Here is a 17,752-nt window from a genome sequence, read left to right on the forward strand (position 1 = left end):
CCGTGTTCGGTTTTGACAAAAGCCACTTAAATAACAAGGACAAAACAGACTGTGTCCTTAACTTCGGCAGAATCGCAGCATAAACTGTCCGAAGTATTGCTGAAAAACAGGCCTAAAACAGGAAGAGCCACCTGCTTGCAGGTGGCTCTTCCTTAGATAAGGGGTTGCAGGAAATTACTCCCCTTGGTTGTATTTACCGTTAAACTTCTGATACAGGTACTGCTGCTTATCCGTGAGGTTCAATTGGCGGCCTTGAATAAAGGCGTGGCTCACTTTGTTGGTGCGCATGTCCAGCAGGTCTCCCTCAGACACGACCAAGGTAGCCTCTTTCCCCACTTCTATGGACCCCACTTTGTCCTCAACCCCTAGAATCTTGGCGGCATTATAGCTCACTGAGGCCAGCGCCTGTTCCTTAGGCAGCCCAAAAGCCACGGCGGTTCCGGCAATGAACGGAAGGTTACGGGTCCCGTGCAGGCTGGCGTCATAGTCCAGGCAGAAGAGAATGCCGGCTTGGTGCAGAAGGCCCGGCATCTTGTACGGCAGGTAGACGTCATCTCCGGCACGGGCAGGCAAGGCATGCACACCAGAATAAATCACCGGAATGTTATTCTCCTTCAGGAAGTCAGACACCACCAGCGCATCTGCCCCGCCCACTATCACCATGTTCTTGATGCCTGCCTTCTGGGCGAACCGTACCGCTTCTACCATCTCCTTGCCGTAGTTCACATGAAGGAAGAGTTTTTTGCTGCCGTCAAACAAGCCGGTCAAAGAGGCCAGTTTCAGGTTCTCCTTCTCCCGCGCCTGCTGCTTGTACACAGAGGCATCTGCCAGAAGCGTCTCTAACTCCTGCAACCCTTGCTGCCGGGCCTGCTTGCGTTGTGCCGCCGCGGGGCTTGTATCGCCGCTCTGCAACATGGCCGGCCAGCGCAAATGCAGCCCTCCGTCTGCTTTCACCACGGCGTCTTCCCAGTTCCAGGCATCTAGCTGTACCACAGAAGAAGAACCAGAGATCAACCCTCCCACCGGGGTCACCTGCGCCAGGAGAACGCCGTTGTTGCGCAACGTAGGAACAATGTCTGAATCTGTGTTATACGCCACTACTGACCGCACATTAGGGTTCAGCAGCCCTACCTCCTGCTGGTCTAGGGTAGCCCGCACTGACTCAATCTCTACCAGGCCAATCTGGCTGTTGGGCTGAATCAGGCCTGGATAGATATGTTTACCGGCTGCGTTAATGGTTTCATAGGCGGTGCCTGCGGCTTTAAAACCAGACGCCGGGCCGGCGTAGGTGATTTTACCGTTTTCAAAAGCAACGGTAGCTTTCTCCACCACCTGCCCGTTGCCAACGTGCAGGGTGGCACCGGTTACCGCCACCGCCTTTGTTTGCTTAGCTGCTGGCACCGGAACCTGCGCCCAGGCGGTTGCCCCTGTCAGCAGCGCAGCAAAGAGCAGCGCCGCCTTTCTCATTTTATATGTTGTCTCCACGGAGTTGTATATCAAGTTCATGTGGTTGCCTCCTTATTTCTGACCGTACTCAGACTCATACAGTACTTCCTCAGCGCCATTGTCTACATCTTCACAATGCAGTACCTGCCCAAAGCGGCGGCCGGATGGGGCCGACTGCGTCTTCTCCCCTTTGGCTTTGGCGGCTAGCATCTTGTTGATCAACCGCAGACGCTCCTTCTCCTGTGCCTCCTGCAAGGCTTTGTCTGTTTCCAGGTCAAAGTAGGCAATGCCGTCTACAAAGGTCTTCTCAGGGCGCGCGTAAATAGAGAGCGGGTGTTCGTTCCAAATCACCACATCAGCGTCTTTGCCGGGTTTCAGGCTGCCTACGCGGTTGTCCAGGTGCAGCAGTTTAGCCGGGTTCAGGGTCACCATTTTCAGGGCGTCCTCTTCAGAAACACCGCCGTACTTGATGGTCTTGGCGGCTTCCTGGTTCAGGCGGCGGGCCATCTCAGCGTCATCTGAGTTAATGGCCGTGGTCACACCCACGTTGTGCATGATGGCCGCGTTGTACGGAATGGCATCTTTCACCTCCATTTTATAGGCCCACCAGTCAGAGAAGGTAGAAGCGCCTATGTTACGGGCCTTCATCTTGTCTGCCACTTTGTAGCCTTCCAGAATGTGGGTAAAGGTGTTCACCCTGAACCCCATCTGGTCTGCCACTTTCATGAGCATGTTGATCTCAGACTGCACATAGGAGTGGCACGTGATGAAGCGCTTGTCATTCAGGATCTCCACCAGCGCCTCCAGCTCCAGATCACGGCGCGGTGCGGCGGTTTTGGCTTTCTTAGATTTGGAGAGCTGGTGGTAGTCACCCCAGGCTTTCTGGTATTCCTTTGCCCGTTGGAAGGCATCTACCATCACCTGCTCCACGCCCATGCGGGTCTGCGGAAACCGCACGTTGTACACGGGAGACCGGTTGGAGTGTTTCACGTTTTCGCCCAGGGCGAATTTGATGAACGGGTCTGCGCCCTCAAACATGAGTTTCTCCGGCGCCTGCCCCCAGCGTAATTTAATAATGGCACTCTGCCCGCCAATAGGGTTGGCTGAACCGTGTAATAACTGCGACGTAGTCACGCCGCCGGCCAACTGGCGGTAGATGTTCACCTGCTCATGGTTCACCACATCAGCCATGCGCACCTCAGCGGTTACCGCCTGGGTACCTTCGTTCACGCCGTCTAAGGCAATATGGGAGTGCTCGTCAATGATACCAGGGGTGACATGTTTTCCGGTTCCGTCAATCACCTTGGCCCCGCTGGCGTTCAGGTTCTTCCCCACCTGCGCAATCTTGCCATCGCGCAGCAACACGTCTGCGTTCTCCAGCTTGCCTTCCTTCTCATTGGTCCAGACGGTGGCATTTTTGATGAGTACGGTTTCTGCTTTGGGCAGAGCTGTGCGCCCAAAGGCGGCAAATGGGTAGACCATGCTGCCCAGCTGCAACGGGTCACTGGCTTTGGTCCTGGCAGAGTCACGTTTGGCCTGCTGGGTGGCCGCCTCAGACAAAAGCGCTGTCCATTTCACCATCTGGGCGTCTGGCAGCTGCGCCTCCCCCTGAAAACTCTTACCCGTGTACCAGCCGGTCAGCCGTATGTTTTCTTTGCTGTTCTTAGCCGGGGCAAATGCAAAGGTGAGCATCTCGCCGCTCATGGTCAGAGAGCCTTTGATGGTGTCTGGGGCTACCACTTTTAAGTCTGGCTTTTCGGGCGTGCCCGAAATAATCAGTTTCCGGTCTGGCTGGGCCCCAATCTTCAAGGTGTACACGCCCCTGAAATCTGCCGGCGTCTCGCTGATTCTGTACTCCTGCCCCTGCACCCAGTTGGTGAGCAGCAAGGTAGCAGGGTCAAACAGGGAACCAGAAGTCACCACAAAGTTTGCCTGCCTGCCTTCCTGCAGCGAGCCCACATATTTCTCAGCCTTTACCAGCCGTGCCGGGGTCAAGGTCAATGCCTTTAGCGCCTCCGGCTCAGGCAGCCCGTGCTGAACCGCCTTGCGGAGGTTCGCCAAAAACTTACTTTTATCCCGCAGGTCAGCCGAGGTAAAGGCAATGGTCACGCCTTCTTTGGCCAAAATAGCCGCGTTGGCCGGGGCCATTTCCCAATGTTTGAGGTCATCCAGCTCAATGCGGCGGGTTTCATACGGGTCTTCTACATTGTAAGGGTCTGGGAAGTTCAGACTCAGAATGAACGGGGCCTTGGTGTTCTTGATCTCCGGGAGCATCTGGTACTCATCTCCGTTGCCTTTGAAGATGTACTGGTACCCAAACTCATCACCCACCTTGTCTGCCCTGACCGCATTCAACTTGTTGCTCACCTCAAAGATCTGCGGCAGGCGGTTGGCCTCTGTGAATGCTTTGAGGGAAAGGTTCTGCTCCTTGTCTGGGTTCTGCAGATTCCACTGCGCATCCAGATACGTCTGGCGCAAAAGGGCAATGGCCCCCATCAGGGAGTTAGGGTATTCTTGGGTAGAGGAGCCGCGGTCAAAAGACAGGGCACTGGCGGCTTTGTCCAGCAGGATCACCTGGTTTTCGCGCTTGTTGGCCAAGGAGACCAAAGCCGCCGTTCCGCGGGCAATTCCGTCCTGGTGCACAGAGAGTACCGCGCCGTAGCCCAGCTTTCTCAGGTCATCAGCGGCCTTGTTGTCTACCTTGAACAGCTCTACCGCGTTGATTTCTGGCCTAATGGCCTGGTTCCAGTTGTAGGCTCCCTCTTTCTTAGACTCGGCCTGCGGCGGACTGCCGTAGCTCACCGCCTGACGGCTCACGGCAGGCAGGCCATAATTGCTGTACGGGTCTACAAAGCCGGGGTAGATGGTTTTGCCTTTCAGGTCAGTGACCATGGCTCCCCTGGGAATAGACACTTTGGTGCCTACAGCCGCCACTTTGCCGTCTTTGATGACCAGCGTGGCGTTTTCAAGTTTGGTTTGGTAGTCCACATAGATGGTGGCATTGGTGAACGCCCTCAGGCCGGTGCGCTCATCATACACCCCATTGCGCGGGTACGTCTCCTGCGCCCGGCCCTGCAGCGACAGCGCCGCCACCGCCAGTACGGAGAGAACAATTTTCTTCATGGGTTTAGTAATGTTTGTAGGGTCTGGTGATAGTTTGAAGCACGGAAAGTACGAAAGCAACCGCCTAAAAAAAAGACCCTACCCCACAATCTCTGTTCTTGCCTGTTTTCAGAAAAACAGGCCAAAAACAGCCCGGTAGAATGACACAAAAAAAGCCCGCTGCCTTAGGGGCAGCGGGCTTTCAAATTACAGGTTGAGAAGAAACTACAGGTTGTTTTCCTTCCGGATCACGCTGTGCTTCTTGCCATACGTGAAGTAAATCACAACACCAATGGCCATCCAGCCCAGGAGACGGTACCAGGTTTCGGCCGGCAGACCGGCCATCATGCCCACACATACCAGAATACCCAAAATAGGCACCAACGGCACCAGCGGGGTTTTGAACGGACGCGGACGGTTAGGCTCTTTTACGCGCAGGTACCAAACCCCGGCACACACAATCACAAACGCCAGCAGGGTTCCAATAGACACCAGGTGCCCCAGTTCATCTACAGAGAACGCCCCGGCTACAATGGCACAGATGATACCGGTAAGAATAGTACTTACGTGCGGGGTTTTGAACTTAGGGTGCAGTTTCCCGAAGATAGGAGGAAGCAGGCCGTCATTGGCCATGGTAAAGAAAATACGCGGCTGGCTCATCAACATCACCAGCATGACAGATGACAGACCGGCAATGGCGCCAATCTTGATCATATCCCGCAAAAAGGTATAGCCAGTTTTCTCAATACCCACGGCAATAGGCTCAGCCACGTTCAGTTGGCTGTAGTGCACCATGGCGGTCAGGATACCAGACACCAGAATGTAGAGAATGGTACACACCACCAAAGAACCCAAAATACCGATAGGCATGTCTTTCTGCGGATTCTTCGCCTCCTGGGCAGTGGTAGAAACGGCATCAAAGCCAATGTAGGCAAAGAAAATCACCCCGGCGGCTCTGATCACCCCACTCCAGCCATACTCCCCAAAACCACCTTTGTTCTCAGGCAGGAACGGGGTCCAGTTGGCAGAAGCTTCCTCTGGGTGCCCCAGCAGGTATTTGGCACCCGCCAGAATGAACAGGATCACCACCCCTACCTTAATGATAACGGCAACGTTGTTGAATCTGGCAGATTCACTCATGCCGCGCACCAGCAAAATGGTTACCAAAGCAATAGCCACTGCCGCTACCAGGTTAAACACACCGGTGGCGTGGGGCAACGTGGCAATGTCAATGCCTTGTTCCAGCAGAGAGGCAGACAGCTGTTCTGTAATACGCACCCAGGAATTTGTGCCCGGCAGCTGCACCATCTCCACCCCGGCCGCATTTGACCACTCTGGCGGAATGTTAATATTTAGGTCCCGAAGGAAGGACACCACGTACCCAGACCACCCCACCGCCACCGTGGCGGCCCCAAAAAGGTATTCCAGAATCAGATCCCAGCCAATGATCCAGGCAATGAACTCCCCCAGTGTGGCATAGCCGTAGGTGTAGGCAGAGCCGGCAATAGGAATCATAGAGGCAAACTCAGCGTAGCAAAGACCGGCAAACGCACAGCCAATACCGGCTAAAATGAACGCCAGAATGATAGCGGGTCCGGTGTATTGGGCGGCGGCGCTACCGGTCAGCACAAAGATTCCCGTCCCAATGATAGCCCCAATTCCCAGCGCTACCAGGTTCCCGGGGCCAAGTGTGCGTTTAAGGTTATGTTCCCCCTCAAGGAAGGCGTCTGCGCTCAGTTTGTCTATGGACTTCCTGGCGAAAAGTTGGTTTGCCATAAATGCGAAAAAGTTAGGGATAGTTTGTTTTTAGTTCGTTTGTAAGAAGGCTTGAAGGGGCTAATATAAGTACTTTTCGGTAGAAGCCATGCAGGCGGCGGCTTTTGGCCGCTATTTTCTGGCACCTGCCCAACTCCCCCGCCCCCCTGTTTTTAACCTGTTATTATAAAAATAAGCCAAAAACAGAATTCCGCAGCACGGCCAGGCACCACAATTGGGAGGGCTTTTGTATCTTCGGGGAAACAAACCATGACAGCAGCGGCATGAGGGTATTACACACGGCAGATTGGCATTTGGGGCAGCGGTTGGCCAACCAGGAACGCACCGAGGAGCACCGGCTTTTCCTGAACTGGCTCTGCCAGACCATCTGTGACGAGAAAATTGACCTGCTGCTCATGGCCGGAGACGTGTTTGACACCGGCTTCCCCTCCAACACCGCCCTCAAGCTCTACTATGATTTCCTGCGCGAGGTCAAAGACACCTGCTGCCAGGAGGTAGTGATCATTGGGGGCAACCATGACTCTGTCTCTACCCTCAACGCCCCCGCAGACCTGCTGCGCCACTACAAGGTGCACGTGGTAGGCGGCGCCCCCGCTGACTGCAAAGACCAGGTCATAGCCATTGCTGGGGCAGACGGCCAACCGCAGCTGGTAGTGTGTGCCGTGCCGTTCCTGCGCGACAAGGATGTGCGGCTCTCGGTGCCGGGTGAAACAGCTGAGGAGCGCGAAGCCCGCCTCAAACAGGGCATCTGCGACCACTACGCCCAGCTGGTGCCGCTCATACAAGAGTATAAGCAGCAAGGCATTCCTGTCTTAGCCACGGGGCATTTGTTCGCCGCGGGCAGCAGCGCCTCAGACAGTGAGAAGGAGATTCATGTGGGCAACCTAGGCCAGATTGCGGGAGACCAGTTCCCGGCAGAGTTTGACTATGTGGCCTTGGGGCACCTGCACCGCCCGCAGGTGGTAAACAAGCTGCCGCACATCCGCTACAGCGGCTCCCCCATCCCATTGAGTTTTTCAGAGGTGACAGATAAGAAGCAGGTGGTGATTCTTGATATTGAAGACGGAAAACTTGCCCGCCTTCATGAGAAACCCGTTCCCTGCTGGCGTAAACTGGTGCGTTTCAAGGGTACGATTGAAGAAGTATTCCCCAAAATCCTGGCTTTTGACAACAGCGGCATGGCCTACCCGGCCTGGGCCGAAGTGCAGCTCCAGTATGAACACAACCTGCATGAACAGACGGCCAAGCTGCAGGAGGCGTTTTCCCTGCAACCCAACGTGCAGCTGCTCATTCACCGCCCACAGCGTACTATTTCCACCCAAAGCCTTGACCAGCAAATTGCGCCTGAGCAGGATTTGGCTGACCTCAAGCCCAAAGAGGTTTTCCTGAAGAAATGCGAAGAGGCGCTGGATCTGGAGACGTATCAAGATCTGCTGAGCACCTTTGATGAACTGCTGGAGCTTATGCCGCAGAAAGAAGAGGAGGAGCCCGTGCGCCATGCGCTTGCCTGACACCCTGGATTCCTGTTTTCGGGCTGTTTTTCTGAAAACAGGTCAAAAACGGCTTTCCTCAAGACACCAGAACTTTCCCGTTTACAAGCCCTCTCAGTGTCTTCCAGACCTGGGCGTGCGGCGCCAGTGCGCCATTTGCCAGAGCTCCTGGTAACCTGTTTTATCCCTCCACTCAGAAGATCATTGTGTGCCCAAACGGAGTACGGGCGCGGTGATTGCCTTTCTCTTCTTTTCTGTTTTGGGGCTGTTTTTCTGAAAACAGCCCCAAAACAGAAAAGAAGAGAATAACATGGCTATTCTTCCTTCAGCCACACATCTGCATACTCAAAGGCGTGCCGCTGGAAATGCCTTTTTACAAAGGGGCAAAAGGTGAAGACTTTGAGCTGGTGCTCACGGGCGTGGGCCACCATGGCATCAATGAGGCTGGTTCCCACGCCGCGGCCCTGGGCGCTTTCCAAAACGCCGGTGTGGTAAACAGACAGCACGCCATTCTTGATATCCACGATCATTTCAGCAATACGCTCACCGTTTTCTTCCAGGGCAAAGGCGTCTTTGTCCTGGGGAATGTATGTAATTGAGTTCATTGGCTTTATTGTTTAGCTACCCCTCCAAAGCAAAGGTATTTAATTTCCATGAAGTAGTCCATGCCATATTTAGAGCCTTCGCGCCCAAAACCGCTTTCCTTGATGCCCCCAAACGGGGCCAGCTCAGTAGAGATGAGCCCTTCATTGATGCCCACCATGCCGTATTCCAGGGCTTCGGCCACGCGCCAGCACCGGTTCACATCGCGGCTGTAAAAATAGGAGGCCAGTCCGTACTCGGTGTCATTGGCCATCTGGATGGCTTCCTCCTCGGTTTTGAACCGGAAGATAGGCGCCACCGGCCCAAACACCTCTTCGCGCGCAATGAGCATAGCTGGGGTGGCATTGGCCAGAACGGTGGGCTGGAAGAACAGCCCCTCTATCTTTTCACCGCCGGTGGTGACGGTGGCCCCTTTTTGAACGGCATCCTGGATGTGCTCCTGCACCTTTTTCAGCGCCTTCTGGTGAATCAGCGGCCCCACCTGCACCTCTTTGTCTAGCACGTTCCCGGTTTTTAAGCCCCGCACCGCCTGCGTAAACTTCTCCACAAACGCCTCATACACGCCCTCCTGCACCAGAATGCGGTTCACGCAGACGCAGGTTTGCCCGTTGTGCCGGAACTTAGACACCAGCGCCCCCTGCACCGCCGCCTCCAGGTCAGCATCTTCAAAGACAATAAACGGGGCATTGCCGCCCAGCTCCAAAGACAGTTTCTTGAGCGAAGAGGCGCTCTGCTCCATCAGGATTTTGCCTACGGGGGTAGAGCCGGTGAACGACAGTTTCCGCACCTTCTTGTTCTCACACAGCTCCTTGCCCACCTCGCTGCTGTTAGCCGAGGTCACGGTGTTGTACACGCCTTTGGGGAAGCCCGCTTGCTCAGCCAGGTACGCAATGGCCAAACCGGTCAGGGGGGTTTCTGACGGCACCTTCACCACTACCGGGCTGCCGGCGGCCAGGGCCGGCCCCACCTTTCTGGTGATCATGGCCAGCGGGAAGTTCCAGGGCGTAATGGCGGCCACCACCCCAATAGATTGTTTGATCACCACCAGGCGGCGGTCTTTGGAGTGGGCCGGAATCACATCGCCGTAGGCGCGTTTGGCCTCTTCAGAGAACCACTCAATAAAGGAGGCCCCGTACTGTACCTCACCCAGGCTCTCAGTCATCACTTTGCCAGATTCAATGGTCATCAGGTAGGCCAGTTCCTCCTTGTGCTCTACCATCAAGTCATACCACCGCCGCAGCAGGGCAGCGCGTTCTTTGGCCGTCCGGTCCCGGTAGGCAGGCCAGGCGGCAGAAGCGGCATCAATGGCTTTTTGAACATCAGAGCGGTCCAGGTCTGGTACCGTGGCAATGACTTCGCCGGTGGCGGGATTGGTGACTTCAAAAGTTTTCCCGGAGGCGGCACCGGTCCAGATGCCGTTGATGTATGCCTGGTTTTTAAGCAGATTGGTTTCTTTCATAGGTAGGTTGTCATCAAAGTTCCAGCACTTGCTCCTTTAGGAACTGGAGCGGGTTGGGTCCTAATCTAAACGGTGACAGCTAAAGTAGCGTAACGTTTTAGAGCTATTTTTTAAAAAACAGCCCCAAAACAGTATTACTGGTATAACTCTGAACGTTGAACCGCACCACTTCCCCTCAATTTCCCTTCCCTGCTTTTGCGTTCTACCGTTGTTTCCCCTATCTTACCCTAGAAGGTCAGTCTATCAGAATACATTATAGACAAAATGAATAACTATATAATCATTATTGATTTGATTGATAGTAACAAACCCCAGACCTTTGAGTATAAGAAAGAGCAGCTGGGGCAGCAACGCCCCCCATTCGTCTTTGCCAGAGCCCCCTTTCAGGACACGGCCTTTGGTTTTGCAAATGCTTAAGTCGCGTACGTAAATACACTTTCATTCATCCTCAAACACATCTATTGTATGGTGAACGACAAAAACCAACCTAACAACGGCCAGTCGCAGAACGGCAACGGCGAGGGAAACAATACCCTTACCACCCGCCAGGGCCACCCGGTAACCGACAACCAGAACATCAGGACCCTGGGGAACCGGGGCCCGGCCACGCTGGAAAACTATTCCTTCATTGAGAAGATCTCTCATTTTGACCGTGAGCGGATTCCTGAGCGCGTGGTGCACGCCCGCGGGGCCGGGGCACATGGGGTGTTTGAAGCCTACGGGAAAGTTGGGGATGAGCCTATTGCCAAGTACACCCGCGCCAAACTGTTCCAGGAGAAAGGAAAGCAGACGCCTGTGTTTGTGCGCTTCTCAACAGTTGGCCACGGCGGTCACTCCCCTGAAACCCTGCGAGACCCGCGCGGTTTGCGGTGAAATTCTACACCGAAGACGGTAACTGGGACCTGGTAGGGAACAACCTGAAGATCTTCTTCATCAGAGACGCCATGAAGTTCCCGGACCTGATCCACTCGCAGAAGCCAGACCCGGTGACCAACATCCAGAGCGGCGAGCGTATCTTTGACTTCATTGCCAACACGCCAGAGGCCACGCATATGGCCACATTCCTGTTTTCGCCGTGGGGCATTCCGGCCAACTACCGCCAGATGCAGGGTTCAGGCGTGAACACCTATAAATGGTACAACAAAGACGGGGAGTCTGTGCTGGTGAAATACCACTGGGAACCGTTACAGGGTATCAAAAACCTGACCCAGGCAGAGGCTGAGGCCATTCAGGGCAAAAACTTCAACCACGCCACCCAAGATCTGTTTGAAGCCATCAAGGAAGGAAACTATCCGGAATGGGAACTGTGCGTGCAGATCATGAGCGATGATGATCACCCTGAACTGGACTTTGACCCGCTGGATGACACCAAACTGTGGCCGGTAGATCAGTTTCCGTTCCTGCCGGTGGGCAAGATGACCCTGAACCGCAACCCGGTTGACTACTTCAATGAAGTAGAGCAGTCTGCCTTTGGAACCGGCGTTTTAGTTGACGGGCTGGCGTTCTCAGATGACAAAATGCTGCAGGGCCGTACCTTCTCCTACTCAGACACCCAGCGCTACCGCGTGGGCCCCAACTATCTGCAGTTGCCCATCAACGCGCCTAAAACGCACGTGGCCACCAACCAGAGAGGCGGCCAGATGTCGTTTCACACCGACTTCGCCGAAGGCCAAAACCCGCACATCAACTATGAGCCCACTTTCCTGGGCGGTTTGAAAGAGGCCACGCCCGCAGGCAAAGACTACGCCCCCCGCTACGAAGCCGCCAATCTGGTGCACCAGAAGATTGACCGCACCAATGACTTCAAGCAGGCCGGTGAAACCTACCGCAACTTTGAAGACTGGGAGCGGGATGACCTCATCAACAACCTGGTCAACACCCTGGCTACCGCTGATAAGCGTATTCAGGAGAAGATGATTGAGCACTTCACCCTAGCCGATGAGGACTACGGCCGCCGGGTTAGAGAAGGGTTGGCCAAGACCTCCAAGTCTATGGAGGACAAAGGCCCTAGCGGCGCCACCTCCCCTAAAGAAGGAGTGGAAGACGCCAAAAATAATTCCCACTCTGCGAAACCCTATTAATTTCTATTGGTTCCCTTCAAAAGCCACTCCTCCCGGGGTGGCTTTTTTTGTGAGATAAAGCTGTAAAAAAGAAGCCTCCTTTACATATAATCAAACTTCTGTTTTGGAGCTGTTTTTCTAAAAACAGCTCCAAAACAGAAACTGGCGCAGACGTTTGCAGGTCCTCTAGGTGCAACGAGGTCTTTGGAGCAGGCGGTAAAGTAGTAGCCTGTGTCATAGTCAGGCATGCGTAATGGAGCCCACCCCAGCCCCTCCAGGGAGGGGAGTGATCTGGCCTGCGCGGAACAGCAGGTGTCAACATCCCCCTTCGCCCCCTTCAAAGGGGGAGTATCGGAGTGAGTCCTGAGTCTTGAGTCCTGAGTCCTTTCTTTTCGCCCTAGGCACTTTAGTACGAATGAAGCAGCTACGCCTGGTCTCGCCGCCGCGCCGCGAGGGCAGCCAGAGACCGCCCATCATCAGTAGGCACGAGTCTGGAGACTCACGCCAGCGCGTGAGTATAGAAGGCACGGAAGTATCTTCCGCGCCATAGAGAGGCAGAAGAGAGAGCTATAGAAGGGCAGAGGTAATGTGAAGCTGCCGCCTCATGGAAGCTGGAAGCTTCCGCTATCATAGGTCCAAGTTGGAAACTTGAACCAGAGAAAGCGGCAAACAAGCAGCAATAAGCAAACAAGCAGCAATGAAGAATCAACACTTCTGCTCTGACTGATGTGCGCAGCACGGGCTCGTCTCAGGCTAGCGGAACTACAGCACTTACATGCAAGCAATCTACATCAAGAAAAGCAATAGAAGGAGAGGAACCTAAACCAGTCCTGGCGGTGAGCGCCTCTGTTAATACGGTGCCGCTTTAGCGGCAAGGCCGGAGGGCCTAGTTTTAACAGCAGTGCTCACCCCCAGGACGGGGCCCCGCGGCCGTGAGCGCTTACCAGAGGCAATGAAACAGCAATGGGATTTCGCTCCGGAGCAAACGCCAAAGCCTGGGGAAACAGCAGACTACGGCAGCAGCCCAGCCAAGGGAACAGCAGACCACGTATTCCTAAAATAACGGCACTGCAGCAAGCGGCAAAGGCAAGGGAAACAGCAAACCACGCATTCCTACACCTGCTGCAACAACAATAAAACAGAAAAGCTTTAGAAGCCCTGCTTTCCACCGCACGGCCAAGGCAACAGAGCAAGTTTCCTCCAAGAAAGAAGCTCCTAAAAATGAAGCAAAATCGTTTCCTTTGTACAAGAAACAGCTCCACCCATGCAAAAACAGGACCTCACCGCAACCCACCGCAGAATAAAACCCTACATCCACCGCACCCCGGTACTGACCTCCCGGCTTCTCAATGAGATTGCCGGGGCAGAACTGTATTTTAAATGTGAGAATTTCCAGCGCATGGGGGCCTTCAAAATGCGGGGAGCCGTAAACGCGGTCCTGCAGCTGTCTGAGGAGCAGAAATCCCGGGGCGTGGTGACCCATTCCTCAGGGAACTTTGCGCAGGCACTGGCCCTGGCCGCGCAAAGCATTGGCGTGAAAGCTTACATTGTCATGCCTCAGAATGCACCGCAGGTGAAAAAAGACGCCGTGCGTAGCTACGGGGGAGAGATTATTGAATGCGCCTCTACCCCCATTGCCCGGGAAGAGCGGGCGGCGCAGGTGGAACAGGAAAAAGGGGCTTACTTCCTTCATCCGTCAAACGACCGCGAGGTGATTCTGGGGCAGGGAACGGCGGCGCTGGAACTGCTGGAGGAGCAGCCAGACCTCGCCTACCTCTTCTCTCCCGTGGGCGGCGGCGGACTCATTGCCGGCACAGCCCTGGCGGCCCATTATTTTGGGAAGGACTGCCAGGTCATTGGGGGTGAACCCTTCGGCGCTGATGATGCATACCGCTCGCTCCTCAGTGGCCAGCTTGAAACGAACGATACCACTCACACCATAGCTGATGGCCTGCGCACCCAGTTGGGGGATATTAACTTTCCCGTGATCAAAGAACATGTCACCAGAATCATTCGGGTAGAGGAAGCCGAAATCACCGCTGCCATGCGCCTGCTCTGGGAACGTCTGAAGGTGATTATTGAACCTTCCAGCGCCGTGGCGTTGGCGGCCCTGCTGCGGGAGAAAGATGAGTTCAAGGGCCAGAAGATAGGCGTGCTGCTCTCCGGCGGAAATGTAGACCTGAAGAATCTTCCGTTTTGAGCCTGATTTCAAAAAAACACTTTTCAGCGCCCGTTTCACTTTTGAGTTTGCGGGCCATACTTACCAGCGGGCGGTTCTGGCAAAGAATTTTGGAGCAGAACAGCAGCGCCATGGCGACACAAATAGCAACCACAGGTTCTTCGTCAATTGATTCTGAGTGAAAAAGACAGCTAACCCCATGCTCAACACAAGACCCCACCCCACTTCACCCACCGCTGTATTTAAACCATTTTTTGCCCTTTAGGAAGGCATCTTTCGTACTACTGAATTCAACCTTGATCTAATCTAAAACACAAAACTATGATAGAAACCAAAGGATACGCCGCTTATGACCCAAACCAGCCGCTGGCTCCCTTTAATTTCAACCGCCGCGAAGTAGGGCCGCATGACGTTCTCATTGAGATCCTGTTCTGTGGCGTGTGCCACTCAGACCTGCACACGGCCAAGGCCGAATGGGGCGGTACCCAATATCCGGTAGTACCTGGCCACGAGATTGTAGGCCGCATCACCAAAGTGGGGGACCACGTGCAGAAATTCAAAGTGGGCGACCTGGCCGGGGTAGGCTGCATGGTAGACTCCTGCCAGACCTGCCCCAGCTGCCATGAGGGGCTGGAGCAGTACTGCGAGCAAGGCTTCACCGGCACCTACAACAGCCCAGAGAAAGGCATGGACACCCCCACCTACGGCGGTTACTCCAACCAGGTGGTGGTTACTGAGAACTTCGTCCTTAAGATAAGGGAAGACCAGGACCTTGCCCGGGTAGCCCCGCTCCTTTGCGCCGGCATCACCACGTATTCGCCGCTGCGACACTGGAATGTGAGCCAGGGCCACAAAGTAGCCGTGGTAGGCCTGGGCGGACTAGGCCATATGGCCGTGAAACTGGCGGCCTCTATGGGGGCTGAAGTGACCGTACTCAGCACCTCGCCCGGGAAAGAAGCCGATGCCCAATCTCTGGGAGCCCACAAATTTGTGGTTACCAAAGACCCGGAGGCTCTGAAGCAGGTGCGCGGCTACTTTGACTTCATCATCAACACCGTCTCAGCTAAAGTGAGCCTGGACATGTATGCCAGCCTGTTGCGAAGAGACGGCACCATGATCCTGTTAGGTGTTCCGCCTGAGGCCCCGGAACTGCATGCCGGCACCTTGATCTTCGGGCGGAGAAGCATTGCCGGCTCCCTCATTGGCGGCATAGCCGAGACCCAGGAGATGTTGGATTACTGCGCCGAACACGGCATTCTGTCTGATGTAGAAGTCATTGACATGCACCAGATCAACACCGCCTATGACCGCATGCTGGCCGGCGATGTGAAATACCGGTTTGTCATTGACATGGCTACCTTGGAGCATGTGAATGCTTAATTGATCAATTCATTTTTTACAGCAGCGCCTGCTTCATAAAGAAGCAGGCGCTGCTGTTTTTGGCCTGTTTTTCAGAAACTAAGCCAAAAACAGGTTAGATTTTTGGGCATAGTAGCGGAGGTTTTCTAATGGTTGAGCGAGAAGTTTGAATCTGCCGCCGCCGCAGGGGCCATGTGTAGGCTGAAGTTCCCATGGCTTGGTTGAGGCTGTCATGGCTGTTGCAGAAAGGTGTAGTCTGCTGTTTGCCTTGGCTGAGCTTTTTGATGCTGGGTTTAGTGACTAATTGCTGCTGTTGTGGCAATGCGTAGTCTGCTGCTCCCCTGGCTCTCCCGTTTGCTCCGGAGCGAAATCCCATTGCTGTTGCATTGCCTCCGGTAAGCGCTCACGGCCGCGGGGCCCCGTCCTGGCGGTGAGCACTGCTGTTAAAACTAGGCCCTCCGGCCTTGCCGCTGGTGCGGCACCGTATTAACAGAGGCGCTCACCCCCAGGACTGGTTTAGGTTCCTCTCCTGCTACTTCCTTACTTGCTCATTCTGCCTCTGCAGATAACCGCTGCTGTTCCGCTAGCCTGAGGCGAGCCCGTGCTGCGCACATCAGCCAGGGGCAGAAGTGCTAATTAACCCAGGTGCCACTAGCAGAAGTGTTGATTGTTCATTGTTGTTTGTTTGCTTACTTATTGCTGCTTGCCTGCCGCTTTCTCTGGTTCAAGTTTCCAACTTGGACCTATAATGGCGGAAGCTTTCAGCTTCCATGAGGCGGCAGCCTCACATTACTTCTGCCCTCTATGGCTTCGCTATGGCGCGGAAGTTACTTCCGTGCCTTCTAACGCTACCTGATACTCCCGCGCTGGCGTGAGTCTCCAGACGCGTGCCTACTGATGATGGGTGTTCTCAGCCTGCCCTAGCGGCGCGGCGGCGAGACCAGGCATAGCTTTTTCATTAGTACTAAAGTGCCTAGGGCGAAAAGAAAGGACTCAGAACTCAGGACTCAGGACTCACTTCAATACTCCCCCTTTGAATGGGGCGAAGGGGGATGTTGACACCTGCCGGTCCACGCAGGTTAGATCACTCCCCTCCCGGGAGGGGTTGGGGTGGGTCTCACGCATGGTAAGTTATTTCCCCAACCGAAGCCAAATCTCATGCTTGACTCAGGACTCAAGACTCAGGACAACCTCTAAACCTCCGGAGCGTCCAGAGACCAGCAAACGTCTGCGCCAACTTCTGTTTTCGGGCTACTTTTCCCAAAACAGGTCAAAACCAGAAACCGCCGACTTCAAAAGTTCAACATGGCGGCGTACACGCCTTTCACCACTTCCGCCATTCTATTAAAGTCAAGGGTATCAATGGTGTCGGTTTTCTGGTGGTAGTGGGGGTTTCTAAGGAAAGAGGTGTCATTGATCATGACCGCCTGGTACCCATGCGCCCAGTAGTTGCGGTGGTCAGACAGCGAAACGCCGGGCAAGTCGGGCGGGGCGGCAATAGACTGCACGTCAACGCGTGAATGTTCTTTCATGAACTGCTGTACCCGCTGCACTGTCTTCTCCTGCCCCTGCCGGCCCACCACCACAATAAAATTACCGGTGGTGGGGTACATTTTTTTCATAGATGCATGCTGGAACTCCTGCGAGTTGGGTTTGTCTGTAAAGTACCCTATCATTTCCAGGCACAGCATCAGCCGTACGTCAACCTCGTCCCGCTTCAGGGAAGCGGCGTGTACGGCACTGCCCATTATCTCGGTGGCAAAATACGGCGGCTCCTCAAAGTTGAAGGCCACAAAGTCAATACGGTGTTTGAGCTCCGGTTGCTCTTCATGCAACACCCGCGCCAGTTCCAGCAAACCAGCCACCGCGCTGGCATTGTCATCGGCCCCCGGGGTGTCACCGCACACGTCATAATGCGCCCCCACAATCACCCGCTCCCCTTTTTCCGGCCCCGCCGAAAGCATGATATTCTCAAAGCCCTGGTGCAGCCCCTGCTTGCTCACCCGCCCACTCAGCTTGCAAAACTCCTGTTCCACGTAGGCGGCGGCTTTCCTGAGGGAGGCCGGGTGCCCTATGCTGCGGGGCGGGTGCAGGGTGGTGAGGTAGTGCACATCTTGGTACAGGCGGTCGCGTTGAACAGGCATGGGGGAAGCGAGGTTGGTTACCTTCCTTTTACTGTTTCGCCCTAGCGGGGTTACCATGCCCAGCCACGAATAAATACTCAATATTCTCCGGTTTGCAGTTGGGGAAACAGATGGGAGTACCAACCGGCAATCAA

10 protein-coding genes and 1 pseudogene are annotated in these 17,752 nt (G+C 54.8%); 5 read left to right on the forward strand and 6 right to left on the reverse strand.

Annotation, left to right across the window (positions count from 1 at the left end; translation table 11 throughout):
- Positions 1-174 precede the first annotated feature (174 nt).
- From A8O25_RS14710 to A8O25_RS14720, 3 genes are all read right to left on the reverse strand, one after another.
- Positions 175-1,506, reverse strand: coding sequence for an amidohydrolase family protein (locus tag A8O25_RS14710; protein ID WP_241499038.1), 1,332 nt, complete (start codon positions 1,504-1,506; stop codon positions 175-177).
- Positions 1,507-1,518: 12 nt separating this feature from the next.
- Entirely contained in the window at positions 1,519-4,569 is a 3,051-nt protein-coding gene (locus A8O25_RS14715; protein ID WP_066836201.1) for an amidohydrolase family protein, read from the reverse strand.
- Between the two features lie 204 nt (positions 4,570-4,773).
- Positions 4,774-6,324, reverse strand: a complete 1,551-nt coding sequence (locus tag A8O25_RS14720; RefSeq protein WP_066836203.1) for an amino acid permease — start codon at positions 6,322-6,324, stop codon at positions 4,774-4,776.
- 263 nt (positions 6,325-6,587) lie between these two features.
- Between A8O25_RS14720 and A8O25_RS14725 the strand changes: the two genes are divergently transcribed.
- The gene (locus A8O25_RS14725) at positions 6,588-7,835 is read left to right on the forward strand and encodes an exonuclease SbcCD subunit D C-terminal domain-containing protein (protein ID WP_066836257.1); all 1,248 of its coding nucleotides are present in this window, start codon (positions 6,588-6,590) and stop codon (positions 7,833-7,835) included.
- Between the two features lie 293 nt (positions 7,836-8,128).
- Here A8O25_RS14725 and A8O25_RS14730 read toward each other — a convergent pair whose 3' ends face one another.
- Both A8O25_RS14730 and A8O25_RS14735 read right to left on the reverse strand, forming a co-directional pair.
- Entirely contained in the window at positions 8,129-8,419 is a 291-nt protein-coding gene (locus tag A8O25_RS14730) for a GNAT family N-acetyltransferase (RefSeq protein ID WP_066836206.1), read from the reverse strand.
- A gap of 5 nt (positions 8,420-8,424) precedes the next feature.
- Entirely contained in the window at positions 8,425-9,876 is a 1,452-nt protein-coding gene (locus tag A8O25_RS14735; protein WP_066836208.1) for an NAD-dependent succinate-semialdehyde dehydrogenase, read from the reverse strand.
- A gap of 264 nt (positions 9,877-10,140) precedes the next feature.
- Between A8O25_RS14735 and A8O25_RS23260 the strand changes: the two genes are divergently transcribed.
- From A8O25_RS23260 to A8O25_RS14750, 4 genes and pseudogenes are all read left to right on the forward strand, one after another.
- Positions 10,141-10,293, forward strand: a complete 153-nt coding sequence (locus A8O25_RS23260) for a hypothetical protein (RefSeq protein WP_161947754.1) — start codon at positions 10,141-10,143, stop codon at positions 10,291-10,293.
- A 48-nt stretch (positions 10,294-10,341) separates the two neighbouring features.
- Positions 10,342-11,957 (forward strand): annotated as a pseudogene (locus tag A8O25_RS14740) (catalase).
- Between the two features lie 1,243 nt (positions 11,958-13,200).
- Positions 13,201-14,136 (forward strand): pyridoxal-phosphate dependent enzyme, encoded by a 936-nt coding sequence (locus A8O25_RS14745; RefSeq protein ID WP_066836209.1) that lies wholly within the window; start codon positions 13,201-13,203, stop codon positions 14,134-14,136.
- A gap of 300 nt (positions 14,137-14,436) precedes the next feature.
- A complete protein-coding gene (locus tag A8O25_RS14750) occupies positions 14,437-15,495 on the forward strand; it encodes an NAD(P)-dependent alcohol dehydrogenase (protein ID WP_066836211.1) in 1,059 nt (352 codons plus the stop codon).
- Positions 15,496-16,766: 1,271 nt separating this feature from the next.
- On the opposite strand, the gene A8O25_RS14755 is transcribed toward A8O25_RS14750, so the two are convergent.
- The gene (locus A8O25_RS14755; protein WP_066836216.1) at positions 16,767-17,618 is read right to left on the reverse strand and encodes a M28 family peptidase; all 852 of its coding nucleotides are present in this window, start codon (positions 17,616-17,618) and stop codon (positions 16,767-16,769) included.
- Between the last annotated feature and the right edge of the window lie 134 nt (positions 17,619-17,752).

This window comes from Rufibacter ruber (genome assembly GCF_001647275.1).
Taxonomy (GTDB): domain Bacteria; phylum Bacteroidota; class Bacteroidia; order Cytophagales; family Hymenobacteraceae; genus Nibribacter; species Nibribacter ruber_C.